The organism is Chryseolinea sp. T2, assembly GCF_037203685.1.
Classification (GTDB): domain Bacteria; phylum Bacteroidota; class Bacteroidia; order Cytophagales; family Cyclobacteriaceae; genus Chryseolinea.
On the sequence record NZ_JBBCAU010000001.1, the window covers coordinates 753028 to 779137 of the forward strand.

Annotated in this window: 18 protein-coding genes; 12 read left to right on the forward strand and 6 right to left on the reverse strand. The window is 47.9% G+C overall.

Annotated features, from left to right (window positions below; all coding sequences use genetic code 11):
- Positions 1 to 107: 107 nt before the first annotated feature.
- The 6 genes from WBG78_RS03235 to WBG78_RS03260 are packed head-to-tail and all read left to right on the forward strand — an operon-like array spanning position 108 to position 10546.
- Positions 108 to 1454 carry an SWIM zinc finger family protein gene (locus WBG78_RS03235; protein WP_337324928.1) on the forward strand — a complete coding sequence of 449 codons (1347 nt, stop codon included), beginning with the start codon at positions 108 to 110 and terminating at the stop codon, positions 1452 to 1454.
- Entirely contained in the window at positions 1454 to 3025 is a 1572-nt protein-coding gene (locus tag WBG78_RS03240; RefSeq protein WP_337324929.1) for a DUF5691 domain-containing protein, read from the forward strand. The genes WBG78_RS03235 and WBG78_RS03240 overlap by 1 nt, the downstream gene beginning before the upstream one ends.
- A gap of 4 nt (positions 3026 to 3029) precedes the next feature.
- Positions 3030 to 4109, forward strand: coding sequence for an ATP-binding protein (locus WBG78_RS03245; RefSeq protein WP_337324930.1), 1080 nt, complete (start codon positions 3030 to 3032; stop codon positions 4107 to 4109).
- Positions 4110 to 4121: 12 nt separating this feature from the next.
- A complete protein-coding gene (locus WBG78_RS03250) occupies positions 4122 to 7118 on the forward strand; it encodes a DUF4132 domain-containing protein (protein WP_337324931.1) in 2997 nt (998 codons plus the stop codon).
- Positions 7119 to 7122: 4 nt separating this feature from the next.
- Complete coding sequence (locus WBG78_RS03255; RefSeq protein WP_337324932.1) at positions 7123 to 9387, forward strand: DUF5682 family protein; 2265 nt, start codon at positions 7123 to 7125, stop codon at positions 9385 to 9387.
- A complete protein-coding gene (locus WBG78_RS03260; protein WP_337324933.1) occupies positions 9359 to 10546 on the forward strand; it encodes a VWA domain-containing protein in 1188 nt (395 codons plus the stop codon). The genes WBG78_RS03255 and WBG78_RS03260 overlap by 29 nt, the downstream gene beginning before the upstream one ends.
- A gap of 32 nt (positions 10547 to 10578) precedes the next feature.
- Here WBG78_RS03260 and WBG78_RS03265 read toward each other — a convergent pair whose 3' ends face one another.
- Positions 10579 to 11313, reverse strand: a complete 735-nt coding sequence (locus tag WBG78_RS03265; protein ID WP_337324934.1) for a DoxX family membrane protein — start codon at positions 11311 to 11313, stop codon at positions 10579 to 10581.
- Between the two features lie 427 nt (positions 11314 to 11740).
- Here WBG78_RS03265 and WBG78_RS03270 point away from each other — a divergent pair, with 427 nt between their 5' ends.
- From WBG78_RS03270 to WBG78_RS03280, 3 genes are all read left to right on the forward strand, one after another.
- Positions 11741 to 12247 (forward strand): RNA polymerase sigma factor, encoded by a 507-nt coding sequence (locus WBG78_RS03270; RefSeq protein ID WP_337324935.1) that lies wholly within the window; start codon positions 11741 to 11743, stop codon positions 12245 to 12247.
- A complete protein-coding gene (locus WBG78_RS03275; protein WP_337324936.1) occupies positions 12237 to 12809 on the forward strand; it encodes a hypothetical protein in 573 nt (190 codons plus the stop codon). Before WBG78_RS03270 ends, WBG78_RS03275 begins: the two co-directional genes overlap by 11 nt.
- Positions 12810 to 13064: 255 nt before the next feature.
- Positions 13065 to 13817 carry a hypothetical protein gene (locus WBG78_RS03280; protein WP_337324937.1) on the forward strand — a complete coding sequence of 251 codons (753 nt, stop codon included), beginning with the start codon at positions 13065 to 13067 and terminating at the stop codon, positions 13815 to 13817.
- Positions 13818 to 13822: 5 nt separating this feature from the next.
- Here the strand turns inward: WBG78_RS03280 and WBG78_RS03285 are convergent, their stop codons facing one another.
- The 4 genes from WBG78_RS03285 to WBG78_RS03300 all read right to left on the reverse strand — a co-directional run bounded on the left by WBG78_RS03285 (position 13823) and on the right by WBG78_RS03300 (position 17607).
- Entirely contained in the window at positions 13823 to 15052 is a 1230-nt protein-coding gene (locus tag WBG78_RS03285) for a hypothetical protein (protein ID WP_337324938.1), read from the reverse strand.
- A 51-nt stretch (positions 15053 to 15103) separates the two neighbouring features.
- A complete protein-coding gene (locus tag WBG78_RS03290; RefSeq protein WP_337324939.1) occupies positions 15104 to 15511 on the reverse strand; it encodes an SET domain-containing protein in 408 nt (135 codons plus the stop codon).
- A gap of 117 nt (positions 15512 to 15628) precedes the next feature.
- Positions 15629 to 17185, reverse strand: coding sequence for a M56 family metallopeptidase (locus tag WBG78_RS03295; protein WP_337324940.1), 1557 nt, complete (start codon positions 17183 to 17185; stop codon positions 15629 to 15631).
- 5 nt (positions 17186 to 17190) lie between these two features.
- Positions 17191 to 17607: a BlaI/MecI/CopY family transcriptional regulator gene (locus tag WBG78_RS03300; protein ID WP_337324941.1), complete on the reverse strand. Its 417-nt coding sequence runs from the start codon at positions 17605 to 17607 to the stop codon at positions 17191 to 17193.
- 230 nt (positions 17608 to 17837) lie between these two features.
- On the opposite strand from WBG78_RS03300, the gene WBG78_RS03305 reads away from it, so the two are divergent.
- On the forward strand, positions 17838 to 18368 hold the full coding sequence (locus WBG78_RS03305) for a DinB family protein (protein ID WP_337324942.1): 531 nt from the start codon (positions 17838 to 17840) through the stop codon (positions 18366 to 18368).
- A gap of 28 nt (positions 18369 to 18396) precedes the next feature.
- On the opposite strand, the gene WBG78_RS03310 is transcribed toward WBG78_RS03305, so the two are convergent.
- Positions 18397 to 19950, reverse strand: a complete 1554-nt coding sequence (locus WBG78_RS03310) for a GAF domain-containing protein (RefSeq protein ID WP_337324943.1) — start codon at positions 19948 to 19950, stop codon at positions 18397 to 18399.
- A 622-nt stretch (positions 19951 to 20572) separates the two neighbouring features.
- On the opposite strand from WBG78_RS03310, the gene WBG78_RS03315 reads away from it, so the two are divergent.
- Both WBG78_RS03315 and WBG78_RS03320 read left to right on the forward strand, forming a co-directional pair.
- Positions 20573 to 25753, forward strand: coding sequence for a kelch repeat-containing protein (locus WBG78_RS03315; protein WP_337324944.1), 5181 nt, complete (start codon positions 20573 to 20575; stop codon positions 25751 to 25753).
- Positions 25750 to 26106 carry a DUF4907 domain-containing protein gene (locus tag WBG78_RS03320; RefSeq protein WP_337324945.1) on the forward strand — a complete coding sequence of 119 codons (357 nt, stop codon included), beginning with the start codon at positions 25750 to 25752 and terminating at the stop codon, positions 26104 to 26106. Before WBG78_RS03315 ends, WBG78_RS03320 begins: the two co-directional genes overlap by 4 nt.
- Positions 26107 to 26110: the final 4 nt, after the last annotated feature.

Consider the following 26110-nt stretch of genomic DNA (forward strand, 5'->3'; position numbering starts at 1 on the left):
GCGCCGTTTTTATTTCCACTCAATCCAACATCTACGAAATACATCTGTCGATTTCCTCTTTTGATTATCGATGCTTTTTTATAAGATCGACAATTAATTGTGCCCTATTGCAGTTTTCGGAATCTCAAGTTCAATCATTAGCACCTAACCCTGCTGCATTCACAGCGGGCAAGAAACTTTCCAGCAAAGAGCAGTGGCAATCATTCGGCCGAAGCGATCGCGCGATATGGGGAGCCATCAAGGGAAGTGGGTCAAGTCCGTATCTCGTTCAGATCGATACCATTTCGCTTGCCTACAAATGCACATGTCCATCCAGACAATTTCCCTGTAAGCACAGCATCGCATTGATGCTCCTGCATGCCGCAAGCGAAAAGAACTTTGCAACGCAGGAAGAAGAACCGGAATGGGTAAAGGGTTGGATGGACAAACGGGGAACACCTCCCAAACCGAAGACGGAAGAAAAGGTACGCACGGAAGAGGAGCAGGAGCAGCTGGATAAGAACCGTGAAAAGACACAAACAAACCGCTTGCTGGGTGTTCAGGAAGGAGCAGCCGAATTAACGATGTGGTTGAAAGACCTTGTCCGAATGGGTCTGCTTGAACTGCCATCAAAGAACCAGCAGGAGTTTGATCGGATGGCCGCACGCATGGTTGATGCGAAAGCTCCCGGCCTTGCAGGCTGGGTACGTGCATTGGGCCGCCTGAATTATGATCAGGGTCAGGCATGGCAGGACGAAGCATTGGGAATTATCTCAAAGCTGTTTCTGTTGCTTTCGGCCCTAAAGAACTTCGATCGGCTTTCTCCACTATGGCAACAGACAATACGGAATCTTGCAGGCTGGAGTCAGTCAACGAAGGAGCTACTGGCCGACAAAGAGGCCGAGACCATAAAGGATCATTGGCTGGTTGTAGGTCAGGAGGTCGAGACGACATCCGAAGACATTACCATTCAACGCAATTGGCTGATGGGATGCACGCACAATCGTCAGAGCATGATCCTGAACTTCGGGACAAGATTTACGAACATTGAAAGCAACATCCTGCCGGGAACGATAATAGAAGGAGAGATGGCGTTCTTTCCATCGGTATGGCCACAGCGTGGTGCACTGAAAATTCAGCGCGCAGTCACCAACTCACTTCCCGCTGAGCCAATGGCTTTTGAAACCTGGAAGGATGTTCACGAATATAAAGCTGAACAGCTCCAGGTAAATCCCTGGTTGAACGACATTGTCGTCGTCCTTAAGGACGCGCTGCTGATCAAGAGCAGCACATCATGGATCGTATGCGACAGCTCGAAGCACTTTCAGCAACTTCCTTCTGACTTCGATATTGAAAAGACCCTTCGCTGGGTCGCAATTAGCGGTAACCGAAGGCTCAACATGGTGCTGATCTTAAGAAACAACGTCGTGATGCCGATGGGCGTGTTTAACAATAACCATTATCACCTGCTCTGATGGAACTACTTCGCGAAACTGCACTCGTCGGAACAGAAAAAAAACCACTGGATGCAACGGCTCTCCCTGAGGCGGTGAAACACTTGCTCTCAGCAACCGATCCTGAAACCCAGTTCCTGCAGGCCACTACGCTACTCAATTTTTATAAACAGGCAGGAACTTATCCGACTGCGTATAAAGGTGTCGTTGACGAAGCAGTAATTGAGGAAGACAAGCCAGTGGCACCGTCAGAACTCCTTGACCTCTATGCAAAGTTCGGAATGGTGGACTATCAGATCCGGGATACAATGATCGGCTTGTGGTTGAACGCATTGATTGATCAGTCTGCGATCGTTGGCCCCGACATCCTTGTGGGCCTCATCCGTGATGGACAAAATGCCTCAGCCCTTACCAAGGCAAAGATCCTTCGTGTAATCGGCAACAAGGGCGCCTGGATCCTTCGGAACGATAGTGCACTCTCATATCCTGTGTTGCCTTCAGGTGCCGGGAGCTGGGAGGATGGAACAACGCACGAGCGAAAGATCCTGTTTGCAAACCTCCACACGCAACATCCCATCGAAGCGATTGAACTACTGAAGCGCACGTGGGCAACTGAGTCGGTCGTCACGAAGAAAGTATTTCTGGACTTATTGAAGGATGACTTTGTGGCATCAGATGTATCGTTTGCCGAAGCGTGCTACAATGAAGAATTCAAGCATCAGCCAAAAGAAAAGAAAACCGAACGCGAATGCAGGAGGCTGCTGGCCGAAATGCTGCTATCATTAACAGACACTGCACTGTATAAAAACGTAACGGCAGCGCTGTATGCATACCATATTAAAGGTAAGAAGGGCATAATGGGTTTCGTGACCGGAAAAGAAGCAGTGTCCTTCCAGATTCCGGCTTCGGAAGATAGCTTTTGGAATGCGGCACATTTCGAACAGGCCTTTGGACTTGAATCCAAATCTTTCGACATCGCTCTGTTCAATTCCCCTCAACTATATTGGCTGTCTTGTCTGCTGGAATGGATACCCATGTCGTACTGGGCAAAACATTTTGATAATGACTACGAACGATCTATTGACTATTGGCTCACGAACAAGGATTATCAGACAATCATCAATGGAGAGGTCGTTCCTATTTTTCGAAAGTCACTGGTGGAGAATGCGCTTAAGCATCGCGACCCGGAGTCGGCATGGATCCTGGTAAATAAAATCAATTCCGCCGAGGTTACATCACTACTGCCTGTGATAAGACCCGAGCACTTTGAGGCCTTCATCAAAAGGAACAAATACTGGAATGACATTGAGTTTCTCAGCAACGGGCCCTTCAGTCAGGAACGGAGCTGGTCGCGGGCATTTTCTGAGCAGGTAATTGAACAGGCCTACGATGAGGCTATGCGCAACAAATCGTCGTCACACCTTGGAAAAGTAATAGCGCAGTTCGCTCACACGGAAAGCATTGATACATTGTACAGCTTCAATGAAAAGGCACGGGAGTCAAGCTCCTACAATGTCTGGAACACAGGAATCTTTCAGGTCGCCCATGTGGCCATGGATATAAGAAACAAGATCAACGCAATCAAAAAGTAAAGACATGAATGTTTTACGTCAGCATGCCGAAGAGCAGTTTCAGGAAGAACTCGAGGTCCTGAAGAAACAAGACTCCGGATCAAAGCCAACTAATTGGCAGTTATCGCCATCTGCGGTTGTGACCTACCTCATGGGAGCGAAACTAAGCAACGGATTCCAGGTGTCTCCCAAGTATATCGGCAACCAACGGCTCATGGAGATCGCGGTTGCTACGCTTACAACGGATAGGGCACTGCTTCTTTATGGAATTCCCGGCACAGCGAAATCATGGGTGTCCGAACACATTACCGCGGCTATCACCGGTAATTCAACTTTGCTTATACAGGGAACCGCCGGTACCGGTGAAGAAGCCATTCGATACGGTTGGAACTATGCACGCCTTCTCGCCGAAGGACCAAGCGCCGCTGCACTGGTGAGCACACCTATCATGCAGGCGATGCAGACAGGTCGCATAGCACGCATCGAAGAACTTACCCGTATCTCCGCCGACGTACAGGATACTTTAATTACCATCCTCTCGGAGAAGACCATGCCGGTGCCTGAATTGAACACCGAAATCCAGGCACAAAAGGGATTCAACATCATCGCCACAGCCAACAACAGAGACAAAGGGGTGAATGAATTGTCTTCTGCATTGAAGCGAAGATTCAATACGGTCATCCTTCCGGTTCCCGCTACCGCCGAAGAGGAAGTTCACATCGTTCAGACCCGCGTGGCAAGCATGATTAAAAGTCTTGAGCTGCCTGCACAGTTGCCAACGCTGCAGGAGATTCAACGGGTAGTTAGAATCTTCCGCGAGTTAAGAAGCGGAGTTACTGAAGATGGAAGAACCAAACTGAAAGTACCGACGAGTACGGTGAGTACTGCCGAAGCCATTTCAGTTGTTAACAGCGGACTATCACTGGCGGCACATTTCGGAAATGGCAAGTTAACTGCCCATGATATTGCATCAGGTCTTGTTGGAGCCATAGTGAAAGATCCTGTTCAGGATGCTGTGGTCTGGAAGGAATACCTTGAAACCGTTGTAAAAACACGCGAAGAATGGAAAGACATTTATCGCGCCTGTAAAGAAATCGCCGTTTAACCCCAATGTACAGTGGAACAAAGTTTTAAAGATGCTATAAAGGCAAAGGCAAATGAATACACTTCCCGCCTTGTCAATGACCCGGCTGCAGCAGAACTGGTTGAACAACTCGCGAAAGTATTAACGGAGGAAATTCCGCTGGACGACCGCCTCGTTGCGAAAGTCAAAAGCAGCAAGGCGTATGATATTAACAACTTTTTCAACAGTGTTTTCAATCATTATTGGCTGGGGAATGCACCAGTAAATTACTGGAAACTTGACAGCCCTGTCGTGCAACAGTTCATTCACCGGCGACACCTCTCCAATACCGATGATGCGATTTCAAACATCATTCGCCTGTTCATTATACAATGGTGGGAACATGAAGATGCAAATACGTTTGCTGACTTTCTTCGCAAGCAACAGTTCTCCGACAAAGACATCGTGTCAATAAGTATTGAAGGAGGAGACGATTTGTTCTTTGAAACTCCCTGGCGAATGGATAAAGAGGTGAAGCCGTACGACCGGGCCTTGTCTGCATTCGGAAAATATCTGGTTCCCCTGCTCAAGCCCTCATCGGGGTTCCTGGGATTTGGAAAGTCCTCAGATGTATTGCCGATCATTAACGAGGCACTTACTCACCGCGCGAACGCGAGTGCACGTACCGGCTGGCTGGCCCTTCTTTGCAAGTACGCCCCGGACTCGTTGCCGAAGGACGTAAGCAAGTTTTTGGTTTGGCGAAGTCACGGATCAAAAGACCAGCTCAACATACCATGCGCTATATTTCTGATTCGCGAAGATGTTGCCCGGTTCGAGTCAGCCGTGCTAAACACATTGGTTGCTGCTCAGGTCGACGAGGGCAAGACGTTTTATATCTATCAAACATTAAACACTTTACTCAACGGCAAATACGATAAGGAACTAAGAGCAATAGGGGAGAAACATCTGGACTATTTCAAAGGAATGACGAGTGGTGGCTATTATCATGAGCCAATGGTTTCGGCGCAGCAACTTGTCGAAGCGTATTTCGATTATCTGCACAGTAAGGATCCGGCAGAAGCTACTGAAAGACTGAAGAGATTCTTCGCTGAAGCAGAGTTCCTCAACTATAAGTCGTTTTACTACATAGTACAGAAGTATCCTGACCTCGCTGTCGATCTTCTGATCGTTGCGGTGCGCAAGGATCCGGATAAGATCGTCAAGTACAGCGTCGATGAATATTACCGGGTACTTTTCGAATCTCTCGAGAAGGTAGGTGCTGAAAAAGCCAGGACGGACCTGGTTCAGTTTGCTGCCGAACTTGCTGGAAAGCGTACCCGCGAAATTGCCTGTGCGCTGATCGCTAAAATGGGCGATGCCGCACTGGATGATGGCCGCAGGCTCTTGGGCGGCAAAACTGTTGGCGAGCGTGTAACCGGTGCGTTGATCCTGTCACAGTTCCCTTCTTTGGAGGCACGAACTGCGCTGAATGAAGGAGTTGACGAAGAGACCAATGACGACACCCGCGACATCATGCTGGAGTCACTCGCCGAAGATCGATTCTCCAAGCCATTAAATCTCTCGCAGGTTAAAGAAATGATCACGCTTGCTTCGAAGCGAAAGAAGCTGAACAAGTGGAGCGAAAAGTGGATTGAAGAAACAGCGGTTCCTGAACTTCGTTGGAAGGAGACTGACGAGATTCTCGATGCTAGTGCGGTGAGATTCCTTTTCTACAGAATGAAGCGGGCCACCGGATTGAATTCCGACATCGAGGCGCGGCAGGCAATAGCTCACATCGATCGCGAGACAAGTGGCGACTTTGCAAAGAGTTTATTGAAAGCATTTCAGGACAGCAATGCGGATGTGAAAATCAAATATTATCTCACTATGGCTGCCTTGCTTGGCGACAACGAGATGATGTCGAACCTCAACTCGCTGTTCACAAAGAGCATGACCGACAAGCGCATGAAAATGGCTGAGTATGTTGTCGGCGCACTCGCTATGGTGGGAACTGACAAGGCACTTCGACTTGTCGAGACAATCTATCGCAAGTATGCAAGCAAAAAGCCTGCTGTTAGTGAAGCAGCCCGTGGAGCACTTGATGCCGCAGCAAAGGAACTGAACCTCACTATGGATGAGCTCTCAGATCGCATCATCCCGAACTTCGACTTTGATGGCATCTACAAAACAATCACCATCGACGGCGATGAGTACCGTGCATTCGTGAATGACGAGTTCAAGGTGAACTACCTGACAGACGACAACAAGATCAGAAAGTCACTTCCATCGGCTGCTTCAAAGGAGATGAAAGCGGAGTTCAAAGACATTGAAAAAGAAATCGGTGTCGTTTCCAAATCCCAAACCGTTCGTCTCGAAAAGTATCTGGTTGAGGAGCGACGCTGGACCTCTGATGACTGGACGCGCTTCTTCTTCAACAATCCGATTATGTCAGTGTATGCCATGAAGTTGCTGTGGTCGGTTTTCGATCAAAACGGCAAGCTCCTGAAAGCATTCTATTGTTCGCAGGATGGCTCCCTCTATGATATACAGGATGAAGAAGTAAGTCTTGAAGCGGATCATACGGTTGGGATACTGCATCCCATCTATCTTTCTGCCGATCAGCTGGAGAGTTGGAAACAGAAACTCTACGACATGAGCATGACTACTGTGTTCCCAATCCTCGACAGAGCAGTGATCACAGTAATTCCAGCGGAGGCCGAGTTGAATCGCACTCAATTGTTTCTCAGCAAGAACATTCCCAAAGGAGCCGATTTCGTGAATACCTATCTGGTTAAAAAGAACTGGATTAAGAGTACGGGCGATGGCGGAATGTCGGAGTTCGCGAAACTATATAAGGATGGTTTGATCAGGGCACAGGCAAACATCGAAGGGCCAACTGCGTGGTATCAGGGTGGCACCACACCCGCCAAAATGTACGATGTTAGTTTCTGGAGTAAAACTGCGCGCAGTGATATAAAGTTGAAAGACCTTCCGCCAGTCTTCTTTTCAGAAGTGATGTCGGATATAGAATCAATGATTAACGCGAACTAGCATTATGGCGGTTCACATTCTCGGCATCAGGCATCACGGCGTCGGTTCAGCACGACATGTTCAGGAGCAGCTTGCCCTGATCAAGCCGAATCTCGTGCTCGTTGAAGGGCCGCCAGAGATAACAGAAGTCCTCAACACAATAGGCGACGCCGATCTGGTGCCACCCGTAGCGATCATGGTTTACCACGTCGACGAGCCGAAGCAGTCAAGTTTCTATCCCTTTGCCGAATACAGTCCGGAGTGGGTTGCCGTGGAATACGCCAATCTAAACAAGATTCCGGTGCGTGCTATGGATCTGCCTGCAGCGGTGGGATTTGCACGAAAGGCCGCCGTGAATGAATCCGAAGAAGACAAAGAACAAGAGGGCGAGCCCGCGACGGCTGAGCTGGTGAACGGTCGCGAGCCGTTGAGTTATCTGTCGGAAGCAGCGGGTTATACCAACAGCGAGGCGTGGTGGGATCACTATTTCGAGAACAAAGGAACAATCGATCACGAGCATTTTGATGCCGTAATGCACGCTATGGATGCGTTGCGCGCAGAAAAGATTGAATCAATCCTCGATAAGGAGAACATCGAACGCGAGGCGTTCATGCGCAACATCATAAGGCAGGCGCAGAATGAAATGTACGATAACATCGTTGTCGTCTGTGGTGCCTGGCATGCCCCCGCGCTTTCTGACCTTGATGGCACTGCTAAGAATGATGCAAAGATCCTCAAGGGCCTTCCGAAGACAAAGATCAAAGTTGCCTCGACATGGATTCCCTGGACGAATTCACGCTTATCTATGTTCTCCGGATATGGGGCGGGAATTTATTCTCCCGGCTGGTACGAACATCAATGGACAACCACAGAGCAACGCGAGGTAAGATGGCTTACAAAAGTTGCCCACACATTTAGAAAGAAAGACATCGATATTTCCACGGCACACGTGATTGAGGCTTATAATCTGTCACGTGCACTTGCTGTATTAAGGAACCGCTCCACGATCTCTCTCGAGGAACTTAATGAAGCCACCCTTGCAGTCATGTGCATGGGCGACCGCATCCTGCTGGATCTTGTCAATGACAAGCTCATTGTAGGTCACCGCCTGGGCAAAGTTCCAAGCAACATTCCCAAGGTTCCTTTACAAGAGGACTTCGAACAAAACCTCAAGAGCCTTCGCCTTAAGCTGACGGCGATGCCAAAGCAACACGACCTCGACCTGAGGAAGGAGGGCGACCTGGCACGGAGCATATTCTTCTTCCGCCTGGAGATGCTGGACATCCCCTGGGCAAAGCGAACTTCGGGTCGTACGAGGGGAACATTTAAAGAATCGTGGAAAACGGAATGGCAGCCGGAGATGATGATCGCACTCATCGACAAGGCATTTTATGGAAACACCGTAGAGTCCGCCGCACAGGCAATCGTCCTTAAGCAATGCGCCGAAACGAACAAGGTATCGGAGCTTGCAGCGCTTATTCAGCGTAGTATACCCGCCGCGTTGTATGAAGGACTGGATGCACTTCTGTCGAAGATCGGAGAACTGTCAACAATATCCGCCGACATCATCGATCTCATGGAGGCAATTCCTCCGTTAGTTGCTGTAAGTAGATATGGCGATGTTAGAAAGTCTGATCTTTCGGTACTCAATACAATCGTTCAGCAACTGCTGATCAAGATCTTCGTCGGACTCCCCAACGCATCATACGGCCTTGATGAAGAAAACTCAAACAAGGTGTTTGGATTGATCTCCGAAGTAAACAATGCCGTTCGTCTCTATGAGGATGAAAGCATCGAACAACAATGGTATGATACCTTACATACACTCATCGACAAGGACGGAGTTCATGCAATCATCCTTGGATGCGTTTGCCGCCTGCTTGTTGATGCGAGACAGTTGACCGACGCCGAAACTGACCGCCGTATTTCATTCGCGCTTTCTATAAACAATCAGCCCCATAATGTGGCGTTCTGGATAGAGGGCTTTTTGCGCGGCAGCGGCATGATTCTCATCTATGACAACCGCCTCTGGAACCTCATCTATGCATGGGTGTCTTCCCTGGAGGAGAAGGTATTTCATGAACTGCTGCCTATGCTGCGCCGCGCATTCTCAAACTTTGAATATGGCGAGCGACGTCAGATCGGAGAGAAAGCGAAAAGAGGGCTGGCAAAGGTAGAGGTGAGCACTGCGTTTGATAATGAGAATTTCAATACTGCGCTTGCTGAGCGTATCCTTCCAACTATAAATCAGTTTTTCATCAATGACACCGAAGGAAACAGAGGATCTTGAGCGTTGGCGCCTCATGCTTGGTGGCGGCGCTGCCGACGGAACAGGAGTACAACTGTCGGGCGACCTGTCGCAGGTCGACATGGCGCTTACGGCGTTGTATGATTTCGAGCGCAGCAACCGGAACTTTAACTACGGCGAAAAGGAAAAACGTGGTGGTTCTGAGGGTTCCAATCCTGGCATATCGCGATGGCTGGGCGACATTCGGAAATACTTCCCTGTCTCCGTGGTGAACGTGATGCAGAACGATGCGATGAAGCATCCGGAGTTGAAACAGAAGATGATCTTCGAACCTGAGATCCTGGAGAAGACTGAGGCCGACGTACATCTCGTAGCTACGATCATGGAACTTGGAAAGCTCATTCCATCAAAGACAAAAGATACAGCGCGAAAAGTCGTACAGAAAGTCGTTGACGAATTGTTGCAGCGACTGGAACAGAAAACTATTGCCGCAGTAACAGGTGCGCTCAACAAGTCCGCAAGGAACAGAAGACCCAAGCACAACGAGATTAACTGGAACGAAACCATCAAAAAGAACCTAAAGCACTATCAACCCGAATACAAGACCATCATCCCCGAAGTCAGGATCGGCTACGGAAGAAAGTCGAGGAAGTCACTAAAAGACATCATCCTTTGCATTGATCAAAGTGGCTCAATGGGAACATCCGTTGTCTACTCAGGCATCTTTGGAGCGGTAATGTCATCACTTCCCAATGTGAAGACACGAATGGTCGTGTTTGATACAGCAGTTGCCGATCTTTCAGAAGATCTCAAGGATCCCGTCGATCTCCTTTTTGGCGTTCAGCTTGGAGGAGGTACCGACATAAACCTTGCCCTTAAATACTGCAGCGAACAGGTGACAAAACCCGACGATACAATTCTGGTGTTGATCTCCGACATCATCGAGGGAGGTAATGTCGCGGAAATGCATCAGCGCGCTAAAGACCTTGTCGATTCAGGCGTGCAGGTAATTTGCTTACTCGCCTTGAATGACGATGGAACTCCGGGCTATGATCAGGAGAATGCGGCTCAATTCGCCAAAATTGGTATTCCGGTTTTTGCCTGTACACCAGATCTGTTTCCCGATCTCATGGCGGCCGCCATTCAAAAGCAGGACCTCGCGATGTGGGCCGCTAAAGAAGATGTAGTGCTAAAGAAGTGATTCTTTAATTTGATTTATATCAACGATTGATGTCAATGTGATTGCTTGATCCTCGACAGCGTGAAGAGAATTGCGCTTACAGCGAGCGACTCACAAACTGCCGTTAACTCATTTGCATGTGGATCGGCGATACCACGCGGAATATGCAGAACGAGAAACCACGTGAACACCATCCATCCCGCGAGCTGAGCAATTATCCTTATCCTGAAATTGATCAATAAGCTTAGCCCGCTGCCAATGAGAGCAACGCCGGCGAAGTAAGTCCAGAACACATTGAATGGTATCCACGATGGAACCAGAAACTTAACAAAGTCGGCGAACAGGAAATGTTGAACGCCACCAATGGTGAGAAACACTCCGAGACAAACACGGCTTAAGTTGAACGACCATGAAGGACTCCCTTTCTCAATGAGGTCTGCATATAGCAACAACGCTGACCCTATCGTAATTGCCTTTCCAAACGAAGTGAGTACACCCCCATAGTCGGCCTGAGACACAACAAAGAACAGGTTGGAAAGTCCGCTATAGGTAAACACAAATACGCTTGTTGAGATGAGCAGTATTCTATTGATTGATTCCCTCCACAGTTGAACAGCACAAGCGACAAGTGCCAGTCCCGTAACAATGGCAAGTGCTGCAATGACATTCGGATTTGTAACAATCGCTGCCGGCCGTCCTGCGAGAACCTGAAGAAAGATCCACTGGAGCACTCCAATGCCTGCTATTGCGGAGGCGAAAAGGCGGGTAAAAACGGAAAGTGCAGGCATAGTAAAACTGCGATCAGGATCAATTTAAGTTAACTTTGATAAGTTGCTTCGGGGGATTACCAATCGTGGTTCCGGTGGTATGTACCGACTAACAGACAGGAAGAATCAGAGTGAGGAGCAGTGTGAGAGCGACGGCATTATTCACTCTCACACTGTTCCTCCCTCTGTTCCTCCAACCTCCAACTCTGTTTTGTTGCGGTAATCATCGCAATTCACTGCACCGCAATTCCGCAACTGCTCTCCAAAAGGCCATCCTCCACTCATCCTACACTCATCCTCCACTCATTCCGCACTCGGGGGTGCTTCGGGGCGGCTTCGAACTGGCTTCAACCTGTCGGCCGGCACTCGCCGGGACATCGAAAATCAGGAATTGTTGTAAGGATCCCGGAACTTTCGGTACTAGTCTGGCAAAACAAAATTCACCTGAGTGAACGAAGAGGAAAGGAAGCGCATTTTCCAGGGCTGGCTTGAGCACCACCGCGGCTTGATCTTCAAGATAGTCCGCGCGTACACTCAGACTATAATGGATCGCGAGGATCTGTTCCAGGAGATCGCTGTTCAACTGTGGAAGTCTATTTCATCTTTCAGAGGTGAATCAAAAGAAACCACGTGGATTTATCGCGTTGCCATCAATACATCCATCCGTTGGTTGCGTGCTGAAAAGCGGCGCACCAAAGTTGACATGCGCGACGTGCAATTGGTTCTGCATGAAACTGAATCTGCAGCTGACCAGCAACTGGCATGGCTATACGACGAAATTGCAAAGCTCGACGATGTCGATCGTTCACTGGCACTCATGCTGCTGGAGGACTTCTCCTATAAGGAAATGTCCGTCGTACTTGGTATAAGCGAATCTAATGTCGGGGTTCGCATTCATCGTATTAAAAAGCAACTCATGTCGAAGTCAGGTAAAGTGGATCGTTATGAAGTTTGAAGAGATCAAAACCATTTGGGACACACAAAATTCAAAACCTATGTATACTTTGAATGAATCACTATTGTATCAACAGGTCATCGATCGTCAGCGACGCGTGAAGCATTTTGCACGGGTGAGCGAATTATTGCTGATACTGGTTAATCTCGGTTCGGCAATATTTATCCTTGGCGCAACGCTTGGCACTTCGAACAATTTATCATTGCTGGTGTTGTCTGCCTGGTTGTTAATCAGTGGAGCATGGATACTATATCAGCGTTATCGCAGACTGAAAGGGGATGATAACTTCGACAGATCGATACAGGGTGAAGTCACCTACGCACTTTCAATTGCTAACTACCAGGTTCGACTCGCTCGCCTGGGAAGATGGAATGTTGTGCCCATGGGCGTATTAACTTTGTTGGCACTATGGGAGTCAGGTAAGAGCAGCTGGTGGCTGATTGCAATCATCCTGTTGTTTGTGTTGTCGTACATCGCTGCGGGATGGGAGAACAGTATATATATAGATCGGAGAGATGAGCTTGAGTCATTGAAGAAGAAGATCGATGACGAGGTGCGTTGATGAAAAAGGTATACTTTCTGGCATGGTTTTCTGCGCAACCGGCGCTCTAAGGCAAGCGAGCAAACTGGCTCAAAATCACCGGGAAATGCTCTCAATTTGAGATGCGCATCCCTGATTGATAAGGTTGAGTCTCCTTTTTTAAAAATCTTATCCTTCCGGGGCAAAATCATGACGAATCTTCGTCTCCGCTCATTGCTGTTCGTCGAATTTATTTGCAGGTTAGCGATTATAGTAAAGGCTTCAATCCAACCTCTCATGAAAACCCCAACGGCAATCCTGCTGCTTATAGTTATCAGTACTATAAGCTACGGTCAGGGCGATGTCGCCACGACCATGCTTCCTGAGCTTCAATGGAATACGGGAAACATTGTATTGAACGATGGTTCTCAACTAACAGGAAAGTTAAAGTACAACGATCGCGTTGGACTACTGGCATTTGAAGATGGAGCAGGCGACAGTCGGTCGTTGACGGCACGTACGATATCGACGTTTGAATACTTCGATGAAAAGATAAATCGCCGGCGCACATTCTATAGTATTGAATATGGAGATCCCGAACGTCAGGGTAATAAGCGTCCATTCCTCTTTGAACTGTTAAAGGAGTTTGATGACTATGCATTGTTGTCACGCTTCGATCCTATGGATGTGCGTCAGGTAGTAGCACCGGTAAGCTTCAACTCAATGCCTGCGACAAGTTCACCAAGAACGATCATTGACCTCGCAGAAACAGTTTACATTCTAACTCCCGAAGGCGATATGGAGCCAATCTTCAGGCTCTCTGAATTTATTACCGATGGTGGTGTGTTTGATTCCGAAAGGAAGAAGCGTAAGATCATCGATAAGTTGTTGTTGCCGTACTTTATCGATGAGGCTTACTTCAGGATGATGGACTATGTAGATGAAAAGGAATTGGACATTTGGGAGAAGGAGGATTTCATCACCGCATTGTCGTATTACAAAGACACCGTGACGAAGATGGATGCTGAGGCATCGGCTTCAGGTCATTAAGGCCTTCACCAGGGAATAGTAAGTGCTTTTGCTGAATCGGCCTTCGTTGGCTTAATGAATATCCAGACAATTGCAGCCAGAATTAGTAACATCACAGCACTATAGAGGTGAAATGCAACAAACGATCCTTTTGTCGAAGGTTCCTGTAGTCTCACACTTTGACCCCAGGCGATGAATGCGTCTGCAATTGGAAGAAATCCCAGCAAGTAGTACCGTTCAGAAGAGCTTTCAATTGGGATGCCAACCGCATCAACAGTTGCTGATACTAGTCTGGCGTTAGGGTCATCAAAAACACTAAGTGCAGACATGCCGACAATCGTTGCTGCTGCACCATATCCAAATATTACAGGACCTGAATCGACATCGCCAAAACCTGACTTTCCTTTTGGATACTCTCGAATGCCGGTTAGGCCGAAGGATGTATCAATGAAATGTTGCCTGAACTTTTCGTAGTGTTGATTAGCGAAATCGTTATCAATATCTGTCAAAAAGATTAGCATTAAACTTTGAGAGGAGCCACGCGCTGATTCAGTTGGCTTACCATTTGAAGCTGCTACGCTATGAGGGATCATACTATTTTCGTCATAGCGATCTTTAACTTCGTCTATCCATTTCTGAATTATTGGCTCATACTTACTTCCAAATAGGTCATCGTGCTTAGCAAGCGTAGCCATACAAACTGCCGCATCTGCAGGCCAGGCCGCAGCTCCGTAGCTTAAGGGGTATGTCTTTTCGATAAACGCTTTTGCTATTGAATCGCAGTTAGCCTTGAACGTTGCAATCACTTCCTGACGCCGGCTTTCTTCCGGTTCGATTTCCAGCTTTTTTGCAAGGACGTAATTCGTCCACCCCTGATAGAATGCTCCATGTTCCGGAGAAAGGTGCTTACTGAACGTTGCGCGGGCCTTCTCAGACTGCAAACGTCTCAAAGCCGAATTAATTTCCAACTGCGACTCCGCGTAAGTGTCTTCATTGTGATTGGTCAACTTTGCATAGTTACACCAGGCGAGGCCGTATAGCGCATTCAGGAAAACATAACCCTCGGGATAGAGACGCTGCATTTCTTCATCTGCCCCTTTATTGATTTGCGTTTTCAGGCTGCGCAACTGCTTAAGGAGTTTGGCCTCTGATGGAGTAGATGATGGTCCGAGGAGCAGACGTGCGTTTATCACGGCGATAATCACGATCAATACAATAAACGGTAAGGCAAATAGGAAGTTTAGCAACGTTCGCATGGATCAGAAGGAGTATCCACATTAAGATAGAACACTTATGTGATTTTCACATTACTCTTCAGCCCCGTAATAAATGAACAATTCTTCGCCTGCCTTGATGTCCCTCATAGCCTCAAAGTAATCGCCACCATTTATCGACTGCAAATTGGCGGTATCGCTGTGATTGAGAAAAAGGCAAAGATCGAGTTTCTTGAATCCAGTATCAGGGACAAAGTAATTCTCGTCGTCGAACAGGCAGTAATTCCAAATCAGAAACCTCGCATGTTCGGGCAATTGCTCAACCTCAGTCAGTGGAACCTTTATCCAATTGTCGTTGGGACTCGGCTTGCTGAACATGTCGCGGCAGCCCTTCGGAATATCGCGGAGTGCAAAAACGCCAACGCCAGCGATAGGCGATGGTCTGAGCACGACGTAGTGATTGTCGATGATGTCGTTGAGGAGGTCGAGTTTGTTAATCATAGTGGAAGTTCAATTGCAAATATATATTTGCCAGAACGACTCCCGCGCTGGCATGAAATAAAAAGAGGCGCCGTCAGAAACAGCGCCTCGTTGAGATGGTTAGTCCCAGGTTCCCCTTTAATTGTTAAGCTTGAATTTGATCGGTATAACGAAGGAACTTCTCACTACATTACCCTCTTTCTTTCCCGGCGTCCAGTTGGGAAATGATTCTACCACACGTGTCGCTTCTGCGTCCAGCATAGGACTTACACCCTTTACTGGTTCTGCCGCGCTGATTGAACCATCCTTTTCAACAATAAAAGTGACATATACAATTCCTTCAAGGCCTTGCATGCGGGCATCCTGAGGGTATACAAGATTTTCGTTGAGAAACTTTACCAGTCCGTCAAATCCGCCTGGAAACTCTGCCGGTTGTTCAACAGCCGGATACACGAAGTCCTTTGATTTTGCTTGCTCAAGAATATCGTCCATCGCTTCACTGTATTCGATGATAGCATACCAATGTCTGTCGTCAGACTTGCCTGTCATCTGCGCCTGTCCGGAATGGAGAAGCATGGTGCTGGTGTAGTTGGCTCGTTGTGCCTTTCCATCGGGCCCGAAGATCTCCAATGACTTCGGCTTGCCGTAGTTTGCCTCCAGCGCCTGAAGTCTCGTCATAGCTTCACTGTTCAAATCAAGAAGCAACACCTTACCGTTGGGGTTTGCCGCCTTCACCTCATCATACCGTGCCTGAACATTTGCGGGCACAAGCACTGCATTGTTCGTGTTCTTAGCTATCTCTGTCATCTCTGTCGCCACCTGTTCCTGGCAGGCAACAACAAAGAATAAGGAAGGAAGTACAGCCGCCAGCGCGACGTACTTCCACCGTTTTATCTTTGCTTTAATTGTTCTCATCATTTCGATGCGTTTAACCGTTAATGAATTACTAAAATGGTTGGCTAGTTTGATGTCGGCCGACAATAAAGCAACCTTCGCCAACAGGCTGCAGTAATTGTCCACATCCCGTGAACTGACGGAGCGCGCATCCGCCTCGAACTCGTGAAGCTGAACAAATATCTTTTTGTAGATGCTGATCACCGGATTGAACCAGAAGAACACACCTACCGCATTGATCAATAAAATGTCAAATGAATGAAGCCTGCTGCTGTGGATCTGCTCATGATGAATGATCATGGCCTTTTCATCCACAGAGAGCTTATTTGCCTGACCGATATATATGCATCGGAAAAATGAGAATGAACTGTTGTTTTCGTCGGATTCAAAAATCACCTGCTTGCCAAGACGGTATGATCGGTGCGGTAACAGCGTGCGGCCAATCATAAAGATCCGGATCATGAAGAGCATCAGTGCGCTGCCTGCGCCAACGACGTATACGCCTTGCACGAATAGCCACCAGTCGAAATGATTCTTTTGAGGTAGCGATGTCCCATCTGCCGTTACAACTATCTCCGGTAGCCAGGTCGTTGGCATCACATCCATGAGTGTTGGGAGATAAGAATTCTGCACTCCCTCAATCTGGATCAATGGAAACAGGAGCGACGCACCAATTGAAACCAGCAAATATGTGCGCTTCACTCCAAAGTCGGTTTCCTGCTGGAGGAACAATACATACATAAGCAACATGAGGCACAGGCCCAGATTGGCTTCCACGAAGTAGTTCAGAAACGCATTCATAACCTCTATTTCTTTTTGTTCTTCGAATCCTTTCCCTTTACCTCATTAGGTTGTTCCTCCTCGCTGGAAACTTCGTTGAGCAGCTTTTCAATATCTGCAGCGTCGAGCTTGTTGTCGCGGGCAAAGAAGGACACCAGGTTCTGAAAAGAACCATTAAAGTATCCGCGGATCATATTGTTAAGATAGAAGCGGGTGTACTTCTCCTTTGATACAATAGGGTAGTATTCGTGCGTCTTGCCATAGGCCTTGTGATCGATAAACCCCTTTGTCTCAAGTATGCGGACAATTGTTGACACCGTGTTGTAGGCAGGTTTCGGCTCGGGCATCTTCTCAATGATGTCCCGCACCACGCCGCGGCCGATCGACCAAAGTATTTGCATGACCTGGTCTTCCGCCCGGGTAAGTTCTTTAAGCTCGCTCATGTACTATGTATTTAGGTTTAAAACTAAAACAATAGTTGATAGAAAGCAAGGGATGATCCACGTTTTTTGATCAGCCCTCCGAACGCCCGCCCGATTTGTGATGTCCACAACCATCGGAAGTACGGCAACTTAGCCAACAAGCCCTCGTCGCAATTCCCCCCTCTCTTTGACACAAAAGGGCCCCATCATTCTGGAATCGTCCATGGATATTTGTCCAAAGAGAAACAATCATGGTTACACCAACACATAAAAATGAACTTCGCTCCGCGCTAGCGAAGGCCTTTGATGAATTCAGCTCAACCTTGTCTTTGTTTGAAGAGTCCGTGGTAAACGAAGCGCCATTTGCTGGCAGCTGGACGCCGGCACAATGCGCTGTTCATATTATCATGGCAACGGATGGGGTACCTGACGGAAGTACTTCGCCAGCCCATCGTCCGTATGATTCTAATCTTCCGAAGATAAGGCCCTGGTGGGAAGACCTGAACCAAAAGTTCACATCACCAGAACCTCTGAAACCAGATGATCAACCGCGATCAAAGAAGATATTGCTTGAGGAATTACAACGTGTCCGCACCAAGGACCTCGCCATTGCAGATAAGGCAGATCTTAGCCTTGTATGCCTCGATTTTGAACTGCCTTCAATTGGCTACCTCACACGCTTTGAATGGCTCTGGTTTATAGAAATGCACCTGAAGCGTCATCAGTATCAGCTCAGCAATATGTTGAAGACTTTCGCTGATACACAGAGTCATCTCAGGTAGCTACAGGTAACTCCGCATCAAGCCAGACTCATGATGCCTTCTGCAGTGTGGTCGCCTCGCGTTGCTGTCGCAAGAGTTGTTCCTGGGTAGCCTGAAGCTCTTCCATGTTCTGACGCAATTCTTCTTCGCGCTGACGCATCTGCTCTTCGTTCTGAGATGCCGACTCAAGAAGTTCACGCATGCGAACAGTATTTTGAGAGCTTACGATAGCCGAAGCAAGGTGCTCACCGGCGCGTTCAAGGAATTGCAACTGATGTTCTTCAAGATCATGGAATGAAGAGATCTCAATGATCGCTGGTATCTTTTGATCGTATTTGAATGGAACGATCGCGAGGAACCGCGGCGTTGACTCGCCAAGACCTGATGTAATATGCGTATAGCCCTGGGGTATTTCTTTGAGACGGACCCGATCGCCTTCCAGATAGGTTTGCCCTACAAGTCCTTCGCCTATACTAATACGCTTTTCAATGTACTTCTTCCTGTTAAAGGCATAGCAGGCCGCCAGCTTCAGGTATCGGTCTTCGCCTTCTTCGTTCAAAACGAACAGACCTGCCTGCTGCGCGTTCAGGTATTTCACCATGTAGTTAACGCTTTGCTCACACAGGGTCTCCATATTCTGCTGATGAGCACGAACAATTTCAGAGAACTCGGCCAGGCCTTCATTCACCCAGTTTCGCCTTTCATCTTCAACCTTTACACGCTTCAGTTTATCACGCAATCCAAGGAGATTACCCGCCAGCGTAGTCTCGTTTAATTTCTTGTTCTTCTCGTTAAGACCATCCCATTCTACCTGATAGTTCCCTTCTGTTAAGCTTGAAATGAAGCTGGACGCTTTCTTTACGTTGTGAATAGACGTTTCATTGATTTCGGTTGAGTCGTCATTTGCGTACTCACCCGAATTGAATACATACTGCCTGTCATTGTCATCAACTTTCCTCAGCACTGACGAGCGGCGATCGCGCTCTCTGCGCATCTTCACTATAAAGAGATACAACAACGGCATCGTAAGCAGCAATATGGAGATCTGAAGGATCAGATTGTTTCGCATAGCTGCGCGATAGGTGGTGATCGCCTGCTTATTGAGTTCGTCTTCGCGTGCAAACAGCGGTGTGGAGAACGCATTGTATTTCTTCCATACATCATAGCCCTTATCCTGGCGAAGCATTTCCGTGAATTGCCTCATGCTGTCGCGTTGTGCCATGCCAATCATTTCCTGGCTTGCCTTCACGTACTTTCTGATCTCTTCATCAACAGCCGCTAACTCACCGCGCTGCTGATAATCCTGTTTACTTAGAAGTGAATCCAGCCGGCGAAATATGGATGGCGTGGTTTGAATTGCCTCTTCATAAGGCCTAAGCATGTTGTTGTCCTTCGTAAGAGCATACCCGCGAACGCCAAGGTCAACTCCATGCATAGTGGTCGACAGGATGTTTTGTGTGAGGGACCGGATGCGCTGAGTCTGTTGCTGCAGGGCGTGATTCTCTTCAATCACATAGTTGTTACGTATGGCAAGCGACATACTCGCCACCAGGGAGACACCGATCACCAAAATGATCCAGTTCTCCAGAAAAAATCGCTTCATTGAAAATCTAACGATAAAAAAATACTCCCTAAAACTACCCCTTTATGTTCTGGCGCGAAAGCAACAGCGGTCCATGAGTATCCAATGATCGGTGTAATGGAGAAACTGGTGGTTGATCTGCATTAACTTCATTGATTGCGGTGACGATAGACTTGAATCAAGGATGCATTAGTATGTAGTCACTGCTTACAACCTTTGACCATCCTGGAAGACAATACAGGAAGGGCTTTAAACAACCATCAGTATCCATAACCATTTGCTGTCTTACACATTTGTTGTCTTACGGATCAAAATGTCCCCTGTTTTCAGGGGGTATTCGTTCGCCTCGTTAAGTCTCTATTATCGAATGTATGTATATAATGAACACTCATTATTATATCTGTCAAAAAGATGTACGTAGCCATAGCGTTGTTACAATAAGTCAGGTAACCATCTGATGAAGAGAAAATCTTTTTTGACATAATCATGCCCTCTCCTTACGTCAGTATTATGTAATCAGTTATGTGTACTGCATTGACAATGAGCTCTGTTCAACGCGCACGATACACGCTGCTAATAGTAACTTACATGTTGCAGTTGTATTGCCTGCTTCATGATATTTTGGCGACCATTTATTTTTAGCATGAAGAGACTCTTTACCGTTACCTTCCTTCTTACCATTTGCTCACTCGCCTACTCGCAAACTGGCGGCTCCTGGGTCAAGAAGGCCGATGTTGGAACTTCAAACCGTGAAAGTGCTGTCGGATTCTCAGTCAACTCGAAAGGCTATATAGGCCTTGGTATTGTTGGTGGATCGCCGAACGGTGCCATGTGGGAATTCGACCCTACCACTAATGTGTGGACACAAAAAGCGAACATGACCGGAGGTGGTCGTGTAAATCCTGTGGCATTTGTTGTCAGCAACCGTGTATTCGTAGGTACCGGCGAAGACATCACTTTTACCCGCGACAGAAAGATCTATGAATTTAATCCATTGGCTAACAACTGGACAGCAAAAGCTGACTTCGGAGGAACGGCACGTACCGAGGCCGTTGCCTTTGCCATAGGTACCAAGGGCTATATCGGAACAGGTTACGATGGCACACGCCGTAAAGACTTCTGGGAATATGATCCCACAACAAACGCGTGGACGCAAAAGGCGGACTTCGCCGGAACGGCACGCCAGCGCGCTGTTGGCTTCTCCATTGGAACTAAGGGATATATAGGAACCGGTAACGACGGTTCACTTAAGAAAGACTTTTGGGAATACGATCAGGCCACAAACACCTGGACACAAAAGGCAGATATGGCCGGTGGCACTCGTGAAAGTGCGGTTGGTTTCTCAATGCTTAGTAAAGGATACATTGCCACGGGCGATGGAGGCACCGGAAAGAACGACATATGGGAATACAATCCTGCCCAGGATGAGTGGGTGCAGAGGACACCGCTCATTGGTGACCGTCGCTATGTTGCCGCAGGTTTTGCCACCTCAAGCAAGGCTTATATTGGAACTGGTTTTACTGACGCTCCTGCAATCGGAGTAAGCACGAAGGACTTCTATGAATTTAGTGCTCCTCAGCCGCCCCAACCTCCTACAAATGCTATGGTCACATCCTATAGCGAGAATTCTATCCGCTTGCATTGGTTGGACAACGCTTATGATGAGACGGGCTTTATTGTTGAGCGATCAACGAACGGAACAACATTCACCACGATCACTACACTGCCCGCAAACTCGTTAACCTATACGGACAACGGTCTGTCTAATGGCCAGACGTATTATTACCGGGTGCGCGCAGCAAAATCCACTGACGGACCATCTGCAGCTTCCAATGTTGCGTCACAGATAACAGGCTCAAACAACAACGGCGTTTGGAATACGATCTCTGAAAACTCCAATAGTGGCAATCCCTATCTGCTTGATGCCCCCACTTTCTCCATTAATGACATCGTTTATGTTACCGGGAGCCAGGATGCATCAAATGTTCTCAGCAATGCGGCCAAGCAGTTGTGGTCATTCGATCCTGCAACAGGCACCTACACTCAAAAGGCCGAGTTTCCTGGCGACGCCAGATTATACGGAATTGGCTTTGCTTTGAATGGAAAAGGTTACTTCGGCGCCGGCACGAAGGGATCAGGTACAGCAAATATCCTCAAGGACTTCTGGGCATACGATCCATCCACAAATACCTGGGCACAGAAGGCGGATATAGGTACCGTTGGAAGGAGCTATGGATTTTCCTTTACAACAGGAGGAAAGGGATATGTCGGTGGTGGTTATTTGTCAACCACCGGAACTGCCGGCAAAGACTTTTATGAATACGATCCTTCTTCGGACGTGTGGACCCAGAAGGCGGACTATCCTAACGTCAGCAGCACCAGCGAAGGTGTAGGCTATAATAACAAGGGTTACGTTCTCGAGTCTGGCAGCCCTGCAACGGTTTATGAATACGATCCTTCAGGCAACACATGGACTGCAGTTGTTAAGTTTCCCGTCCCATCATTTCGATTCAATACATTCGTTGCCATGGGCAACAGATTGTTCGCTCACATTTTTACAAACAATTCCCCGGACAAGAGCATGCTCTGGGAATTCGAGGTTGCCAATAAGCGTTGGATTGAAAGGGCCTTACACTATGACGGAAGCCAGTATTGGAGCTGCATCACATCGGCAACAAGCAATGCGATCTATCTGTTCAACGGAACCTCGTCCTATTCCTGGTCATCTGACTTTGGTGTGAAAACTCCCGTGTCTCTCGCGGCCGAGGTTTTTGATCCAATGAAGATCAAGCTGACGTGGCAGGCATACAGCGACGCAGCCACTATCCAGATCTATCGCGCAGAAAGCGAAGCGGGACCTTATACACTGGTGGCACAGGTTGCGGGTAACCAAAAAACTTTCGTTGATGAGTTCAACAGCTCAAACAAGACAGTCTATTATAAGGTAAAAGCGGTAAACGGTTCTCTTGAATCTTCTTATTCGAAGGTTGCCATGGCTTCTAACCGCGGTGGCTGGAAGAAAATAAGCACGATCGCCAATGCTACCACCGAGCTTTTCGGTGACGCAGCTGCATCAACATCAACCCGCGCATATCTTGGTATCAACTTATGGACGCAAAAGTGGTGGGAATATAATCCGGAGAGTGATGCATGGACTCAAAAGGCTGACTTCCCTGGTGAGCCACGTTCATATCCTATAACATTTTCTATTGCCAACAAGATCTATGTTGGTATGGGGTCCAAGTACGATTACACTAACCAGAAGACAATTTACTACAAGGATTTCTACGAGTACGATCCTGCGACCAATTCATGGACCAAGAAGGGTGACTTCCCTGGCGTGGCACGTAGTAACCAGTCTATTGTCAGCACTGAATCAAAAGGTTATCTCATCGGGGGTGACGACGGGTCTACCTCTGCCGAATTCCTCAAAGATGCATGGCAATACGATCCATCAACCGACACGTGGGCCGGCATGATTGACGCACCGGTTGGATTCTCAACAGCTGCAGCTTTTGCCAAAGACAACAAAGTATACCTGATGAATGGCTGGCGTAAATCAAGCGGCGGCGGATGGAGTAGCGTACTTCAGGCTTACTCAATGGACCTTACTACAGGTGCATGGACAAAGAACCCTAATCCTCCCGGCTTGGACGCGACAGGTACTGTGCATCAGATCAACAACATCGCTTACTTTAGTGAGAGAGGAATGGGCAGCTATAACTTCGTGTCGAAGCAGTGGGCCCTCAAACCCGCCTTGCCGGCATCCGGCTACTACTCCAGCCGGTCATTCCTGATAAGCAAGAAGATCTATGTGATCACGAGCAACTATGAAATGTGGGTCTACAGCCCTGAAGCACTAGTGGCGCCACCTGAGAACCTGGATAGCAAGTTTTTAGGTGACCGTGTTCTCCTTACGTGGAACCAGACTTCAAGTCTTACAGTGAAAACAAAGATCCAATATCAGACTGGAAGTGGCTACTATCGTGACGTAACAACCGTCGCTGCTGGTATTACGCAATTCGCAGTGACTGATCTGACGGCAAACACAAACTATAAGTTCCAGGTTATTGCAGTCAATGAAAATGGAGACGAGTCAATACCTTCAAACAACACCTTTGAAAATTCTGGCCCGGCGTGGACGGAATTAGGTGAGATCCCGGCTATTCAGCGCGAGAATTCAATTTCTTTCTTTGCTGATGGAAAGTTATACTATGGCACTGGTAAAAAGGACGGAAACTATTTAAAGGACATTTGGGAATACAACACCGCTACTGGTGTTTGGTCACAGAAGGCAGACTTCCCCGGTGAAGAACGCGCTGAAGCAACAACCTTTACACTCGGCACAGATTCTTATGTCGGATTCGGTACAGGCAAGAGTGGATCGCTTAAGGATCTTTACAAGTATTCGGCGACAACCAATACATGGACAGCATCTGTTAATTATCCTAACGGCAATTCAATCGTCGGCCCTGGCGTATTCAATAACGGCGCTTACGTATATCTGATCGGCGGAGTGCGAAATAGCACTGCATCAATCAATGAGCTGTGGCGCTTCGACGGCACAACTTGGACTCAGCTCACTTCACTTCCGGGTGAGACGCGCAAGGATCCATTTACATTCACGATTAATGGTAAGGCGTATGTTGCCGGTGGTTCAAAATACAACAGCGGATCCACAACAAGTGGCGGACGTGATTTCTGGTCATATGATTTCGCCAATGATAGCTGGACGCAGCTGACGGATATTCCGAATGACGGAACCACAGGCGCGCGCTCTTATTCAATCACAGGCGCGAACAAAGCACTCGTATTCTTCGTGCCAAACTGGGCATATGGAAACGAAGGCATTGGTATCAGAATCTACGGTTACACACCGGCTACTGACAAGTGGGCGTTTGTTGATAAACCTTTGTATACAGATTGGCTGTCCAACGTATTCACAGTGACGCAGGACCCTGTAAGCGGCTTTGGATATGTGATGGTATCGACTGGAACATGGGGTCACAAGGTATGGAGATATAATACCCTCCTCGATGGTCCAAACCTCGTAGAAGTTAAGGTTAGCAGCCCGGGCCAGGCCAGGCTCAAGTGGAGGAGAATTACTCCTCAACCTGATAGCGTTGTAATCTTCCGCAGTCAGATTCCTAACGTTGCGGGTACACGTCAGGGCGTGGTAATAACATCCGACACCACAGCAGTCAATAACATTGGCTCAGGCACGACATACTATTATAAGATTCGCGCATACAGCAACAATGGTCAGTTCAAAACTTCTTCAGAACAGTCGCTGACCGTTGATGCAGTCCCTGCTGCTCCTGTCCAGCTGACGGGTGACGTGATCGGAGATAACGTGGTGCTCAACTGGTCACCAGGCATTGGATCAACTCCTACCTCATACGTTGTGGAGAGGGCTTTGGGGAACAGTTCGAACTTCCAGGAGATTGGAAGGACCACATCTACTACTCTTACGTCGTCGGAGATTGTCGCTGCCACTATGAGTTACCGTGTCAAGGCGATCAATTCTGGCGGCGAATCCACGTACAGCAATATCGTGGAGGTAATGGTGACAGGTGTTGAAGAAGAATCTAAAATCGGTGTGTATCCGAACCCGACAACGGACTTCATCACTGTTGAAGTTGCCCCTCAGGACGGAATAGTGAATATGCAGTTGCTTGACTACAATGGCCGTAAGGTCTTTGCTCAGCCGCTCAACTCGACAACACGCATCGACATGTCGTCGTACCCTGCCGGTATTTATTTTGTAAATTTGGTCAGCACAAAGCGTGCATCGAACAAATACATCAAAATCATTAAGAAGTGAGATCGATTTACGTCGTACTCCTTGCAGCACTGATGTTTGGCTGCGGTAAACAGGAAAAAGAAACCGCAGCCGAACAATCGGCTCCCCTGCCTGATAGTGCATCCGTTGCACCACCATCAAATTTCCGTTATCAGATTATCGAAGCACCGGAGAATACTTTCGGCTACGACGTCTATCGCGATGATGCATTGTTCATCCACCAGCCACATGTGCCAGGAGTATCTGGAGTGAAGGGGTTTGAACAGGAGGGTCAGGCTAAGAAGGCAGCAGAATTGATGATCGACAAAATGAAGAATGGTGTTGTGCCACCGACTCTCAGCGAAGAGGAGATAGCCAATATTCTGAAGAATTGAGCCC